At 60.1% G+C, this 14110-nt stretch carries 15 protein-coding genes; 13 read left to right on the forward strand and 2 right to left on the reverse strand.

Features of this window, described 5'->3' with window-relative positions; all coding sequences use genetic code 11:
- Positions 1-7 precede the first annotated feature (7 nt).
- From ilvC to bioD, 4 genes are all read left to right on the forward strand, one after another.
- Positions 8-1024, forward strand: a complete 1017-nt coding sequence (gene ilvC, locus HWX34_RS08620) for a ketol-acid reductoisomerase (RefSeq protein ID WP_178971863.1) — start codon at positions 8-10, stop codon at positions 1022-1024.
- A 231-nt stretch (positions 1025-1255) separates the two neighbouring features.
- On the forward strand, positions 1256-2005 hold the full coding sequence (pssA, locus tag HWX34_RS08625) for a CDP-diacylglycerol--serine O-phosphatidyltransferase (protein ID WP_370459712.1): 750 nt from the start codon (positions 1256-1258) through the stop codon (positions 2003-2005).
- A 306-nt stretch (positions 2006-2311) separates the two neighbouring features.
- The gene (locus tag HWX34_RS08630; RefSeq protein WP_045845775.1) at positions 2312-4108 is read left to right on the forward strand and encodes a 2-isopropylmalate synthase; all 1797 of its coding nucleotides are present in this window, start codon (positions 2312-2314) and stop codon (positions 4106-4108) included.
- 314 nt (positions 4109-4422) lie between these two features.
- Entirely contained in the window at positions 4423-5064 is a 642-nt protein-coding gene (gene bioD / locus HWX34_RS08635; RefSeq protein ID WP_178971865.1) for a dethiobiotin synthase, read from the forward strand.
- Here bioD and HWX34_RS08640 read toward each other — a convergent pair.
- Positions 5054-6316: an HD-GYP domain-containing protein gene (locus tag HWX34_RS08640; protein ID WP_178971866.1), complete on the reverse strand. Its 1263-nt coding sequence runs from the start codon at positions 6314-6316 to the stop codon at positions 5054-5056. The two genes, bioD and HWX34_RS08640, sit on opposite strands and share 11 nt — an antisense overlap.
- A gap of 243 nt (positions 6317-6559) precedes the next feature.
- Here HWX34_RS08640 and coxB point away from each other — a divergent pair, with 243 nt between their 5' ends.
- From coxB to HWX34_RS08665, 5 genes are read left to right on the forward strand one after another with little or no spacing between them, the layout of a single operon-like run.
- Positions 6560-7693, forward strand: coding sequence for a cytochrome c oxidase subunit II (gene coxB / locus HWX34_RS08645; protein WP_178971867.1), 1134 nt, complete (start codon positions 6560-6562; stop codon positions 7691-7693).
- Positions 7694-7702: 9 nt separating this feature from the next.
- The gene (gene ctaD / locus HWX34_RS08650; RefSeq protein WP_178971868.1) at positions 7703-9331 is read left to right on the forward strand and encodes a cytochrome c oxidase subunit I; all 1629 of its coding nucleotides are present in this window, start codon (positions 7703-7705) and stop codon (positions 9329-9331) included.
- A 12-nt stretch (positions 9332-9343) separates the two neighbouring features.
- Positions 9344-9886: a cytochrome c oxidase assembly protein gene (locus HWX34_RS08655; RefSeq protein WP_178971869.1), complete on the forward strand. Its 543-nt coding sequence runs from the start codon at positions 9344-9346 to the stop codon at positions 9884-9886.
- Positions 9883-10059, forward strand: a complete 177-nt coding sequence (locus HWX34_RS08660) for a DUF2970 domain-containing protein (RefSeq protein ID WP_178971870.1) — start codon at positions 9883-9885, stop codon at positions 10057-10059. Before HWX34_RS08655 ends, HWX34_RS08660 begins: the two co-directional genes overlap by 4 nt.
- A 10-nt stretch (positions 10060-10069) precedes the next feature.
- Positions 10070-10933, forward strand: coding sequence for a cytochrome c oxidase subunit 3 (locus HWX34_RS08665; RefSeq protein ID WP_178971871.1), 864 nt, complete (start codon positions 10070-10072; stop codon positions 10931-10933).
- 7 nt (positions 10934-10940) lie between these two features.
- On the opposite strand, the gene HWX34_RS08670 is transcribed toward HWX34_RS08665, so the two are convergent.
- Positions 10941-11141, reverse strand: coding sequence for a DUF2909 domain-containing protein (locus HWX34_RS08670; RefSeq protein ID WP_045845771.1), 201 nt, complete (start codon positions 11139-11141; stop codon positions 10941-10943).
- Positions 11142-11229: 88 nt separating this feature from the next.
- Between HWX34_RS08670 and HWX34_RS08675 the strand changes: the two genes are divergently transcribed.
- The 4 genes from HWX34_RS08675 to HWX34_RS08690 all read left to right on the forward strand — a co-directional run bounded on the left by HWX34_RS08675 (position 11230) and on the right by HWX34_RS08690 (position 14110).
- Complete coding sequence (locus HWX34_RS08675) at positions 11230-11832, forward strand: SURF1 family protein (protein WP_370459699.1); 603 nt, start codon at positions 11230-11232, stop codon at positions 11830-11832.
- Complete coding sequence (locus HWX34_RS08680) at positions 11829-12323, forward strand: hypothetical protein (RefSeq protein WP_178971873.1); 495 nt, start codon at positions 11829-11831, stop codon at positions 12321-12323. Before HWX34_RS08675 ends, HWX34_RS08680 begins: the two co-directional genes overlap by 4 nt.
- Before the next feature lie 49 nt (positions 12324-12372).
- Entirely contained in the window at positions 12373-13353 is a 981-nt protein-coding gene (locus HWX34_RS08685) for a heme A synthase (protein ID WP_178971874.1), read from the forward strand.
- Positions 13354-13462: 109 nt separating this feature from the next.
- A complete protein-coding gene (locus HWX34_RS08690) occupies positions 13463-14110 on the forward strand; it encodes an SCO family protein (RefSeq protein WP_255496637.1) in 648 nt (215 codons plus the stop codon).

Consider the following 14110-nt stretch of genomic DNA (forward strand, 5'->3'; position numbering starts at 1 on the left):
GAAGCAAATGAAAGTGTATTACGACAAGGACGCGGATCTTTCCATCATCAAGGGTAAGAAAGTCGCCATCATCGGTTACGGCTCGCAAGGCCATGCCCACGCCCAGAACCTGAAAGAGTCTGGCGTTGATGTGATTGTTGGTCTGCGCAAGGACGGTGCGTCCTGGAAAAAGGCTGAAGCCGCTGGTCACAAGGTGAAAGAAGTGGCCGAAGCAGTGAAGAAGGCCGATGTCGTGATGATCCTGCTGCCGGACGAATCGCAGCCGGACGTATACCGCACCGAAATCGCCCCGAACATCAAGAAGGGCGCTGCCCTGGCATTCGCCCACGGCTTCAACGTGCATTACAACCAGATCGTTCCGCGTGAAGACCTGGACGTGATCATGGTGGCCCCGAAAGGCCCGGGCCACACCGTACGTTCCGAATACGTGAAGGGTGGCGGCGTGCCGACCCTGATCGCCGTTTACCAGGACAAGTCCGGCAAAGCCCGTGACGTGGCCCTGTCCTATGCTGCTGCCAACGGCGGTACCAAGGGTGGCGTGATTGAAACCAACTTCCGCGAAGAAACCGAAACCGACCTGTTCGGCGAGCAAGCCGTACTGTGTGGTGGCGCGGTTGAACTGGTGAAGGCCGGTTTCGAAACCCTGACCGAAGCCGGTTACGCTCCGGAAATGGCTTACTTCGAATGCCTGCACGAACTGAAGCTGATCGTCGATCTGATGTACGAAGGCGGCATCGCCAACATGAACTACTCCATCTCCAATAACGCGGAGTATGGCGAGTACGTGACCGGCCCGGAAGTGGTGACCTCCGCCACCAAGGAAGCCATGAAAAAGGCGCTGTACCGCATCCAGTCCGGCGAATACGCCAAGATGTTCATCCTGGAAGGCAAAACCAACTATCCGAGCATGACTGCCCGTCGTCGCCTGACCGCCGATCACCCGATCGAGAAGGTTGGTGCCGAACTGCGCGCCATGATGCCCTGGATTTCCAAGAACAAACTGGTTGACCAGTCGAAGAACTGATTTCGAAGTCGGTCAGTGTACAAAGCCGGGGCAACCCGGCTTTTTTCATTGCCAGGGCCCTGCCGGGTATGGGGTCTGGCACAGTTTTGCTGCTGACAGCGGCTTGGATTACACTATGCGGTTCTGCGCCACGGCGCCCGATTTATCCAGATCGTCGACGCATTGACTACCGGCTTGCCTTGCTGCCGGTTCAGCGCCGTATCGACTGTTTCGCTTACGGATAACTTCATGATGCATGAACCCGTTCCGGGCAAGCCTTCCCTGCGCCGCCAGGGTATTTACCTGTTGCCCAACTCCTTTACCCTGGCCGCGCTGTTTGCCGGTTTCTACGCCATCGTCCAGGCGATGAACCAGAACTTCCAGATTGCCGCTGTGGCCATTTTTGTTGCCATGATTCTGGATGGCATGGATGGCCGCGTTGCCCGTCTGACGCACAGCCAGAGTGCGTTTGGTGCCGAGTTTGACAGCCTGTCGGACATGGTGAGCTTTGGTGTGGCCCCGGCGCTGGTGGCCTATGAATGGCTGCTCAAAGACATGGGCAAGCTGGGCTGGATGGTGGCTTTCATACATTGTGCCGGTGCAGCGCTGCGGCTGGCCCGCTTCAACACCATGATAGGCAGTACCGACAAACGCTGGTTTACCGGCCTGCCCAGCCCGGCTGCCGCGGCGCTGGTGGCCGGGCTGGTGTGGATCTGCCACGCCTATGACTACACCGGCCTGCCAGGTTTGCAGTGGATTCTGCTGGGCTTTACCGCTTTTTCCGGCATTACCATGGTGACCAATGTGAAGTTCTGGAGCTTCAAGGAAATCCACCTGCGCCGTCGCGTACCGTTTGTGATGCTGCTGGCGCTGGTGATGGGTTTGCTGCTGCTGATGTCCGAGCCACCGCTGGTGCTGTTTGGTTTCTTTGTCTGCTATGCGCTGTCCGGCTATGTGATGGCTGCCTGGCGCTGGTGCAAGCCGAAGCCCGAGATGCTTTGAAACTGCTGTCGCTTGTACAGATCACCCCGTTTACGCTTGGCGTAACGGGGTTTTTTATTGCCCGGCGTGACGTAGGTATTGGACAGAATTGTCCAATTTTTGTCTGAATTGTTCTGATGACTCAATCCGGATGCTGACGGCTTTTGGTGTCTGGCGTAGCCAGTTTTTATGAAATATTAGACTTAATGTCAAATATTTGCATATTTGACACAGGATTTTTGATTTTCCAGCCCATGTTGCACTGCGTGTTTGACGAAATATTGTCCAATCGATACATTGGTTAAAACTTTGCTGCAGGAGCACAACATGCAATTGGACATTGAACGACTGATCGAAGACCTGGGCGGCCCCGGTGCGGTGGCTGAAGGCCTGAGTCAGCTGTTTCCCGATGAGCCGGTCAGCCGTGCAGCAATCTACAAATGGAGAGAACGTGGCAGCCTGCCGCTGTCACAGTTGAACAAACTGGCGCAACTCGCCGCCAGCCAGGGCAAGAGATTCGATTTCAACGATTACCTGAACGCCGCCGGGACAGCAGCACAGGGACAAGGGAGAGCATTCGACATGGGCGACCGTCTTTACATTTTTGATACCACCTTGCGTGATGGCGAGCAGTCGCCGGGCGCTTCCATGACCAAGGAAGAAAAGATCCGTATCGCCCGTCAGCTGGAACGTCTGGGTGTGGATGTGATCGAGGCCGGTTTTGCCGCTGCCAGCCCGGGTGATGCTGAAGCCATCCGCGCCATTGCCGAGGTGATCAAGGATTCCACCGTCTGTAGCCTGGCCCGCGCCAACGAGCGCGATGTGCGTGCCGCCGGTGAGGCCATCAAGCCTGCTGCGCGTGGTCGCATCCACACGTTCATTGCCACCAGCCCCATCCACATGGAAAAGAAGCTGCGCATGAGCCCGGATGAAGTGGTGGCCGCAGCAGTAAAGGCGGTGCAGATTGCCCGTGAATACACCGACGATGTCGAATTTTCCGCCGAAGACGCCTTGCGCTCGGACATCGACTTCCTCGCCCGCATCTTTGGCGAAGTGATCAAGGCCGGTGCCACCACGCTGAACGTACCGGATACCGTGGGCTACGCCGTGCCGCGTGCCACCGAGGCTTTCTTCCGTGAGCTGATCAGCAAGACGCCGGGTGGCGACAAGGTGATCTGGTCCGCCCATTGCCACAACGACCTGGGCATGGCGGTGGCCAACAGCCTGGCCGCAGTTCTGGGTGGTGCCCGTCAGGTGGAATGCACCATCAACGGCTTGGGTGAACGTGCCGGTAATGCCGCGCTGGAAGAAATCGTCATGGCCGTGCGTACCCGCAAGGATATCTTTGCCGTGGAAACCCGTGTCGATGCCACCCAGATCGTGCCGGCGTCCAAGCTGGTGTCCACCGTCACCGGCTATCCGGTGCAACCGAACAAGGCCATTGTCGGTGCCAACGCCTTTGCCCATGAGTCCGGCATCCATCAGGATGGCGTGCTCAAGCATCGCGAAACCTACGAAATCATGTCCGCCGAAAGCGTGGGCTGGAGTGCCAACCGCCTGACGCTGGGCAAATTGTCCGGTCGCAATGCCTTCAAGACCAAGTTGACCGATCTTGGCATCGTGCTGGATAGCGAAGAGGCACTGAACGCCGCTTTCGCCCGCTTCAAGGACCTTGCCGACCGCAAACGCGAAATTTTCGACGAAGACCTGCACGCGCTGGTGTCGGACGAAATGGTGTCCACCCTGCAGGAGGACTACAAGTTCGTGTCGCTGAAGATCAACACCGAAACCGGTGAGGCCCCGCAAGCTGCCATCGTGTTTGTCGAACACGGCGTGGAAAAGCGCTGTGAATCCAGCGGCTCCGGCCCGGTGGATGCCGCCTTCAAGGCCATCGAAAGCACGGTCAACAGCGCGGCCGAACTGGAACTGTACTCAGTGAACGCCATTACCAAGGGCACCGAATCGCAGGGCGAAGTCACCGTGCGTCTGGCCAAGGACGGCCGTGTGGTGAATGGTCAGGGTGCTGATACCGACGTGATTGTGGCCAGTGCCAAGGCTTATCTGTCCGCACTGAACAAGCTGAGCAACCGTCAGGAGCGTGTGAAGGCACAAGGCGACGTTTGATGATTCGATTTTGTTTTCAGCCGGGCTAACTGCCACAGCCCGGGACTGGTCTGACGGATTTTCCCCATCCCGTTCCCGTCAGGCCGGACCCGCCCGGTGGCAGCCATCCGGCAACAGGTTTCAGTTCACCCTTTGATTGAAACCACAGGCTCACAAGGCCGCTTCCCATTCAGCCCCGGCTCACAAGGCCAGTGCGGCAGACAGCCGACCCAGGAGGTCGGCGTTGTCGCGCTGGCGGGCTGACACCCGTCTTACTCTCCCGCCTGTCCCGCGTTATCATCGCGCCTGCTTCATTCATGCAAGGCACCCACATCATGTCCCAGGGATTTTTCATTACCGGCACCGATACCGAAATCGGCAAAACCCATTCCGCCATCGCGCTGATCCGCCATTGGCAGGCACAGGGCCAGCGGGTACTGGCGATGAAGCCGGTGGCTTCGGGCTGTGAAATTCTGCTGGACGGCAGCTGGCTGAATGATGATGTTGCCCGGCTGGTAGCCGCCACCGGCCAGCAGGATCTGGACCTGATGAACCCCTACCGCTTTTTGCCGCCGGTATCGCCGCACATCGCCGCGCGTGAGGCCGGGGTAGACATTTCGCTGGAACATATCGTCAGCCACTACCGGCAACTGGCAGCGCAGGCGGACACCGTGCTGGTGGAAGCCGCCGGAGGCTGGCTGGCCCCGGTGGCGGATGGTGTGTACATGGAAGACATGGCGCGGGCGCTGCAACTGCCGGTGATTCTGGTGGTGGGCATGCGGCTGGGCTGCATCAACCATGCCTTGCTGACGGTGCGGGCCATACAGGCATCCGGCCTGACATTGGCGGGCTGGGTGGCCAACCGGGTCGTGCCACAACAGCTGGCCTATGCCGACAATCTGGCTACCCTGCAAGCCGCCATCGATGCGCCCTTGTTGCTGGAACTGCCTTATGAAGACAAGGCGGTCAATGATTGACCGGGCTGGCCAGCAGCGTGCTGCTCAAGGCCTGGAACAACATGCTGTCATCCGGCCCCAGTCTGTCTTGGGACAAACTGACATCCCGGCCCAGATTGCGTAGTCGCCAGGCAATTTCCTGGCAGACCAGCATGATTTCCAGTTGCAGGTCTTCTTCTTGTGCCAGCGGCTGGCCGCCTTGCATGCCGGTACTGAACAGCGAACGCTGAATGCCATCAAACTGGCTCAGGCAGCGCTGGAGCACGGCTGCCCCGTTACTGCCCAGTTTTTCTTCCTGCAGGTTCAGCAGCAAATGCGTGATTTCCCCGATGTGCTTGAGCAGACCATGCAAGGTGGCTGTGGCATTACCTGCTTTGTCCCCTGCGGGTGTGGGCTGGTGTTGCCGCAGCAGGCGGCTGAGCAAGGACACCGACGGGCGATGGAACTCGCCCGGAATGATGCGTAGTGCGATATCCAGCCTTTGGTGGGCATGGGGTTGATGCAACAGCATCTGGGTGGCCATGTCCGCCACGGCAATGATTTGTCCGGCCACACCCAGCTGCTTTTCTTTCTCCCGACGCGGATAGCCACTGCCATCCAGCCGTTCGTGGTGCTGCAAGATGGCCAGGGCGATGGCTTCCAGCTGTGCATGCTGGCCCAGCTGCAACATCTGGCGGTAGCCGATCAAGGGATGCGTCAGGCGCACCCGCCATTGGCTGTCATCGGCGGTTTTGCTCTGGCGGGGTGTCTGATAAAGCTCCCCGATGTCATGAAACAGGGCTGCCAGTGCAATTTGCTCCAGCAGGGCGCTGGATTGACCTGTACGCATTGCTAGTCCCAGGCTGATCAGGCAGCACAGCAGGCTGTGCCCCAGTTGCTGTTTTTCTTCCAGCATGGCTAGCAGCACCAGCAGCGCGTGATTGAGCGGCAAGTCTTCCAGTACGGCAAGGCAGGCATGGCGATGTGCCGGCTTTTCCAGCAGTGTCTGTAACAGCCAGTGTTGTTCCAGTAGCTGACGAAAGCGTTCATGCAGTACGCGATGGCCAGCAAACTGCGGCAAGGCCAGGCTGGCTTCCAGTGGTGTGCGCAGCTGGTGTTGCGGCAGGGCTTGAACATGTTTTTCCTGCAAGGTCATGCCGCTGCGCAGCAGGATGCTGCCGTCCTGCGCTGCCAGGGTGTGTTCCACCACAATCGGCTGACGGGCCATCAAGCCGGACAGGGAGGCAAGAAAATGCGGGTTGGCGCTGAACTGAGCACGACTGGCATTGGGCATGATGGATGTCTGCGGTGTGGGCTGGCAGGTTTTAGCAGTAAATGATGTGGACTAATCGTCATTATTTGCCATCGTAACCCAATTACAAGTTCATGCATTTTGAATTTACATCGCTACCGCAGTGTGACATAAAAGATTCTTGTTTTTATTTTCATCTGACCTAGCATTGCAAACAGCTGTTGAATTTTGTTGTCAGTGTTTGAACAGGCCGCCAGCCATCCTGCGGCCGGAAAAGGGGGACGCATGTCCTGCCTTCGCCTCTGCGGCATCAGCGCCATATGGTTTGTCCTCCACAGCACCGCCGTGCAAGGGGAAACTGCGGCTTTCAATCTGCAGGCCCCCGCCACTTCTCTGGCCAGACTGGAATACGACCTGCACAGCATGCTGCTGTGGGTGACCGGGCTTATCTTCCTGCTGGTGTCGGGCGTGATGCTGTTTGCCATCGTGCGACACCGCAAATCACGCGCTTACCGCGCCAGAACCTTTCACGAAAACACCACGGTGGAAATCATCTGGACAGTGATTCCACTGCTGATCCTGCTGGCCATTGCCTGGCCGGCCACCCGTGCCGTGCTTAGCCAGAAAAGCACGCATGGCGAGGACATGACCATCCGCATTACCGGCTATCAGTGGAAATGGCGTTACGACTATCTGGATGACAATTTCGGTTTTGTCAGCCATCTGTCCACCCCGCGCACCGGCACTGCGGCCGGTGCCGCACTGCCGGAACATTATCTGCTGGAGGTGGATGAGCCATTGGTACTGCCCACCGGGCGCAAGGTACGGCTGCTGCTGACTGCCAACGATGTCATCCATTCCTGGTGGGTACCGCAGCTGGGGGTGAAGCAGGATGCGATTCCCGGCTTTCTGCGTGATGCCTGGTTCATGGTGGACAAGCCCGGCATTTATCGCGGGCAGTGTTCCGAGCTGTGCGGCAAGGACCACGGCTTCATGCCCATTGTGGTGGATGCGCGCAGCCCGGAGGACTATGCCCGCTGGCGCGATGCCCGGCTGAAACAGGCGGCGACTGCGGCGGATGATCCGGCCAAAGCATGGACGCTGGCGGCGCTGCGCCAGCGGGGCGAAACGGTATACAGCCAGAACTGCCTGCCCTGTCATCAGGCCAGTGGCAAGGGCATTCCCGGTAATTTCCCGGCGCTGGACGGCTCGCCGGTGGTCAATGGCGACAAGGCCGCGCATCTGCGCATCGTGTTTTTTGGCAGCCAGCGTAATCCGGCCATGCAGGCCTGGGGCAAGCAGTTGTCGGATACCGATATCGCCGCCGTCATCACTTACGAGCGTAATGCCTGGGGCAATCATAGCGGGCAGGTGATACAGCCTGCGGAAATCCACGCGCTGCGTGGCAGTAGCGGCTAGGAGGCGGTCATGGATCTGGCAAGCAATACGGCGCATGGCATGGTATCGGCACACAAGCCGCAAGGGCTGGCGCGCTGGCTGTTTGCCACCAATCACAAGGACATCGGTTCCATGTATTTGTGGTTTGCCTTCTGCATGTTTCTGGTGGGCGGTGTGCTGGCGCTGTGCATCCGTGCCGAGCTGTTCAGCCCCGGCCTGCAATTCTTCCAGCCGGAGCTGTTCAACCAGCTGACTACCCTACACGGGCTGATCATGGTGTTTGGTGCCATCATGCCGGCCTTCACCGGCCTGGCCAACTGGATGCTGCCCTTGATGATAGGCGCACCGGACATGGCCTTTGCCCGCATGAACAACTGGAGCTTCTGGCTGCTGCCACCTGCCATGACCCTGCTGCTGCTGTCCTTCATCGTGCCCGGCGGTGCGGCGGCAGCCGGCTGGACGCTCTATGCGCCGCTGTCGGTACAGCTGGGCATGGGCATGGATCTCACCATTTTTGCCATTCACATTCTGGGCATCAGTTCCATCATGGGTGCCATCAACATCGTGGTCACCATCATCAATCTGCGTGCGCCGGGCATGCGCATGATGAACATGCCGATGTTTGCCTGGGCCAGCCTGATTACCGCCTATCTCATCATTGCGGTGATGCCGGTGCTGGCCGGTGCTGTCACCATGGTGCTGGCGGATCGTCACTTCGGTAGCCACTTCTTCAATGCCGCCGGTGGTGGCGACCCCGTCCTGTACCAGCATGTATTCTGGTTTTTCGGTCACCCGGAGGTGTACATCATGGCCTTGCCGGCCTTTGGCATTGTCAGCCAGGTGATTCCCACCTTCGCCCGCAAGCCCTTGTTCGGCTACAGCTCCATGGTGTACGCCACCAGCTCCATCGGTGTGCTGTCCTTCATGGTGTGGGCGCACCACATGTTTGTCACCGGCATGCCCGCTACGGCGCAGCTGTTCTTCATGTACGCCACCATGCTGATTGCCGTGCCCACCGGGGTGAAGGTGTTCAACTGGATTGCCACCATGTGGCAAGGCAGCATGAGTTTTGAAACGCCAATGCTGTTTGCCATCGGCTTCATTCTGCTGTTCACCATCGGCGGCCTGTCCGGCGTCACGCTGAGTGTGGCGGCGGTGGATGTCCAGCTGCATGGCAGCTATTACGTGGTGGCGCATTTTCACTATGTGCTGGTGGCCGGTGCCTTGTTCAGCCTGTTTTCCGCCGTGTATTACTGGTTTCCCAAGATGACCGGGCGCATGTATGTGGAAAGGCTGGGCCAGCTGCATTTCTGGTGGTCCTTGTTGTGGTTCAATGTCACCTTCTTTCCCATGCACTTTCTCGGTCTGGCCGGCATGCCGCGCCGCATCCCGGATTACGCGCTGCAATTTACCGACTTCAACCGCATTGCCAGTATTGGTGCCTTCATGTTTGGCCTGGGCCAGCTGATTTTCCTGGTGAACATCCTGTACTCGCTGCGCCATGGCAAAACCGCGCCGCAGCAGCCATGGGAAGGGGCCAACACCCTGGAGTGGCAAATACCCACGCCCGCGCCTTACCACAGCTTCAACCCGCCGCCGCAGCTGGAAACGGCTGAAAACGGCGTGGTGCTGAGCATGCGGGATAGCGGACAAGCTTAGCCGGAACCTGATATGGACAGTCGGCGGGTGGCCAATACGGTATTGCTACGCAAGCTGTTGCTGGCGGTATTGCTGATGTTTGGCTTTGCCTGGCTGCTGGTGCCGCTATACCGGGTGCTGTGCGAGGTGAGCGGCCTGAACCGCGTGGTGGCCGCCGATGCCTTGCCGGAGGCCACTGCCAGTCAGCCGCCAGTCCGCCCGGTAACCCTGCAGCTGGACGCCATGGTGCAGCCCGGCCTGCCCTGGCAGGTGCGGCCGGTGCAATCCCGGCTGCAAGTGAAGACCGGCCAGCTCATCCAGTTGGAGTACGAAATGCGCAACAACAGTGAACGGCAGGTGGTGGGACAGGCCATTCCGCGTTATCTGCCGGCCGAAGCGGCGGCCTATGTGAAGAAGCTGGAGTGTTTCTGTTTTCGCCAGCAAGCCTTCAGGCCGGGCGAGGTGCGGCGTTTTCCGGTGGTGTTGCTGATCGACCGGCAGCTGCCCGCCGCTATCGACAGCATCACGCTGGCCTACAGCGTGTTTGACGTACCGGGGCAGGGGCGTGCGCCATGAGCGGCTGGCGCGGCGTGCTGGCCGTGTTGTCGGCTTTTTGCGGTATCCGCCAGCGCAAGGCGGTACAGCAGGACAGCCAGTTGCGACCATGGCAACTGGTCATCACCGCACTGGTGCTGGTGCTGATGCTGATTGGCTTGCTGCTGGCGCTGGCGCGCTGGATAGGTGCTTGAGGAGAGTGCAATGGAGCATCCGGAACAACCGCTGGCCGGCGCGTATTTCGTTCCAGCCCCGTCCTGCTGGCCGGCGCTGGGCGCGCTGGCATTGTTTTGTCTCGGGCTGGGTGCGGCGCTGGCCGTCAATGCCATGGCGTGGGGTGGCGGGCTGTTGCTGCTCGGCGCGCTATGCCTGTTGCGGATGCTGGTCGGCTGGTTTGGCGATGTGATTGGCGAAAACCAGCAAGGCTGTTACCGGCAGCAGGAGGACCTGTCGTTTCGCTGGGGCATGGGCTGGTTCATTTTTTCTGAAGTCATGCTGTTTGCCGCGTGCTTTGGCGTGCTGTTCTGGCTACGGCTGGTGGCCCTGCCCACGTTGGGCAGCCTGGATTACAAATGGCTGTACCCGGATTTTTCCCCCAGCTGGCCATTGCAGACCGCACCACAGCCCACGCAAAGCTACCGGGCGATGGAGGCCTGGGGCCTGCCCGCATTCAATACCCTGATTCTGCTGACATCGGGTGCCACGCTGACCTGGGCGCACTGGGGCCTGTTGCAAGGGCGGCGACGGCAGTTACAAGCCGGTTTACTTTGTACCTTCAGCCTGGGGGGCTTGTTCCTGTTGTTGCAGGCCTTCGAATACCACCACGCCTGGACGGCTTGGCGGCTCACTTTGTCGGCCGGGGCTTACGGCATGACTTTCTATCTGCTGACCGGCTTGCATGGCCTGCACGTGCTGCTGGGGAGCCTGATCTTGCTGGTGGTATGGCGGCGGGTACGGCGAGGGCATTTTGACCGCCAGCACCATTTCGCCTTCGAAGCGGCAGCCTGGTACTGGCATTTTGTCGATGTGGTGTGGCTGTTGCTGTTTGTGCTGGTGTATTGCTTATGAGCCGGACTCAGCCCGCCTGCTGCGGCCGCCACCAGCCAAACAGCGCGCCCAGCAGCAACAGCATGAACAAGCCGATGGACAGGCCGACCCGCAAGGTCAACGAACGGATCAGCCGTTGCGAGCCCGATTCCGCCTTCAGCAGGCCGGACAACCCCCAGAACAGCGCCAGCACGATACAAGCCAGCAAGAACACGATGATGATTTTCATGGCGGAATCCCCCGGTGCGGCCAGGACAGCGAATACATGTACTCAGTCTAGTGGCAAAAAACGCGGTCGTGGGTTTCTGTTGTTATGCGTGTTGTTACCTTTTGTACTGGCGCTGTGGCAATGGCAGCGCGGCATGGACAAATTGCCGTTGGAGCAGGCACTGGCCATGCGGCAGCCGCAGCCGCCGGCCAGTACCCTGCCGGTGCAAGGTGCGGTAGATCTGGCGCGTTACCGGCTGCAGGGCGTCCGTGCTGCCGGGCTGCCCATCCTGCTGGCCAACAGTCTGCTGGACGGCATGCCGGGCCAGCGCGTATTGCAACCCATACGCTTGGGCGATGGCCGCCTGATTCTGGCCGACCTTGGCTGGCGTGCGCTCAAGCAGCCCTTGCCGGATCTGGCTTTGCCCGCGCAATTATCCGGCCAGTGGTGGCCCTGGCATGGACGCTGGACCTTGCCTGGCGCGCGGCTGGGCACGGCAGGCGAAGTCGATGCGGTGGACATGGCGGCCCTGGCGCGCCGCTATCCGGGCCGCTGGCACGCCGGTGTTTTCATTGTCCAGCCGCCCTTGTCCGGTTTGCAGCCATGGCCGCTGTCACCACCCTTGTCCGCCCAGCGCCATTTCGCCTATGCCGTGCAGTGGCTGTTGCTGGGGCTTTGCCTGTTGTGGCGCTGGCGGCGGAGTGGGGCATGAACGCGCGCCGCATTCTGCTCTTCATGTTGCTGCTATGCCTGCTGCCACCATTGGCAGCCTGGTTCAGCTATCACTACTGGCAGCCTGAGGCCGGCAAAAGCTATGGCCGCATGCTGCCCTTGCAAGCCTTGGCAATTGCCGGTCATGCCGCCTGGCCGCAAGGAAGGTGGGTACTGGTGACGCAGCAGGGGGGTGGGGCTTGTGAACAGGCTTGTCGGCAACGTTTGCATGCCATGCGGCAGATTCATCTGGCGCTGGGCGAAGCGGCACCACGCCTGCGCCGGGTCGTGCTTTATCAGCCGCCGGCCAGTCCGGTACAGGGCGATGGCGTGCTGGCGTTGCCCGGCGACATAGCCGGCGCACTGGGGCCCGGCTTTTACCTGATCGACCCGCAAGGACGGCAACTGCTGTTTTATGCCGATACGCTCAGCCCGCCCGCCATCATTCGCGAGTTGACCATGCTGTTGCGGGTGAACAACGGGCTGGGCTGAGTCTGACCCGGCAGCATCTTGCCGACGGCAGGACAATAAGGAGACTGCAATGCGAAAGCTGCTCTGGCTGGCGGTCTTGCTGGCCTTCATCCTGTTGCCGCTGGGTGCTTATGTCCGCTTGTCACAAGCGGGGTTGGGCTGCCCGGATTGGCCAGGCTGCTTTGGCCAACCATCCCCGGCGCAGGCGGCGCAGGACATTGCCCACGCCATGCAGTTGCATCTTGATGGGCCGGTCAGCACGGACAAGGCGTGGAAGGAAATGACACATCGTTATCTGGCTGCAGGGCTGGGCCTGTTGCTGCTGGCTTATTGCGGGCAGGCCTGGCGCACCCGTCAGCAACGGCTGGCAGCCAGCGGACTGTTGGTCTTGCTGTTGTTGCAGGCCATGTTGGGGATGTTGACCGTGACCCTGCAATTGCGCCCGTTGATTGTCGCCAGCCATCTGTTGCTGGGCATGTGCCTGTTTGCCTTGCTGTGCAGCACGGCCTGCGCACGCTACTGGCCGTCACAGGCGGTGGCACCGTCTCACTGGCGGCTGGCGGCCTTGCTGCTACTGGTACTGGCAGGTCAAATTGGCCTGGGTGGTTGGATGGCGGCCAATCAGGCCGCGCTGGCCTGCCAGGGGTTTCCGCGCTGCAACGGTGACTGGTGGCCCACCATGCAGCTGTCGGCCGCCCTGCCGGTCTGGCCTGGCGCAAGTCCGCTGTCCTTGGCCGCCCTGGTAGCGCTGCACTGGGTGCATCGCGTGGGGGCGGCGCTGTTGTCCGGCCTGCTGTTGCTGACGCTATGGCGCTTGTGGTTCTACCCGTCCTTGCGTCGCCAGTTGTGCCTGTTAGGCCTGCTGGCCGGGCTGCAACTATTGCTGGGCATGGCCAATGTCCTGCTGCAACGCCCTTTGCCCATTGCACTGGCCCATCATGTGCTGGCCATGCTGTTGCTGGCTACCGCATGTGGGTTGCTGTGCCGCTTGCACGCCCGTACTGCGCGATACGTGGCCTCCATGGTGCAGCACGCAGATCGTCCGCCATAGGCCAGGACCGGGAAGTGCATCGGCCCGCACCCGCATCGAATGGCGCTGGCATGATGCCGTGAGTTTCTTGCTGTACCGGTACTTCGCCAGTATCCTGACAGGTTGTTACATGGCCGGGCCTGCCGCCCTGCCGGCTCAATTCCATCTGTCTGCTAGTGGTTACCTGATGCGTTTTCTGTTGCGATTTTTCATGCTTGCCAGCCTGTTGCTGGCCATGGCTGCCTGTGCCCCCAAGGGGGAAGTGAAGCTGGACCTCAAGGGTACTGACATGAGTGGCACCCAGTTGGGTGGCGATTTCAGTCTGACCGACCATCAAGGCAGGCCGCGCAAGCTGTCGGATTATGCCGGCAAGGTGGTTGCCTTGTTCTTTGGCTATACCCATTGCCCTGATGTCTGCCCCACCACCATGCTGGAATACGCAACAGTGATGAAAAAGCTGGGCGCAGATGCTGACAAGGTACAAGTGCTGTTTGTCACGGTAGACCCGGAGCGCGATACCAGCGCGGTACTAGCGGCCTATGTGCCGCACTTTGATGCGCGCTTTATCGGCCTGAGTGGTACGCCCGCGCAGATCGACAGCGTCAAGTCAGCTTACAAGGTAGTGGCTCAAAAGGTGGTCGGGGCAGGGGGCGCTTATACCGTGGATCACAGCGCCGGCTCCTATCTGTTCGACAAGAGCGGCAAATTACGCGTTTATGAAGCCTACGGCACACCTGCAGACAGCCTGACCCATGATATTCGTCAGCTGTTACGCTAG

Source organism: Aquitalea sp. LB_tupeE (assembly GCF_013391415.1).
Classification (GTDB): Bacteria; Pseudomonadota; Gammaproteobacteria; order Burkholderiales; family Chromobacteriaceae; genus Aquitalea.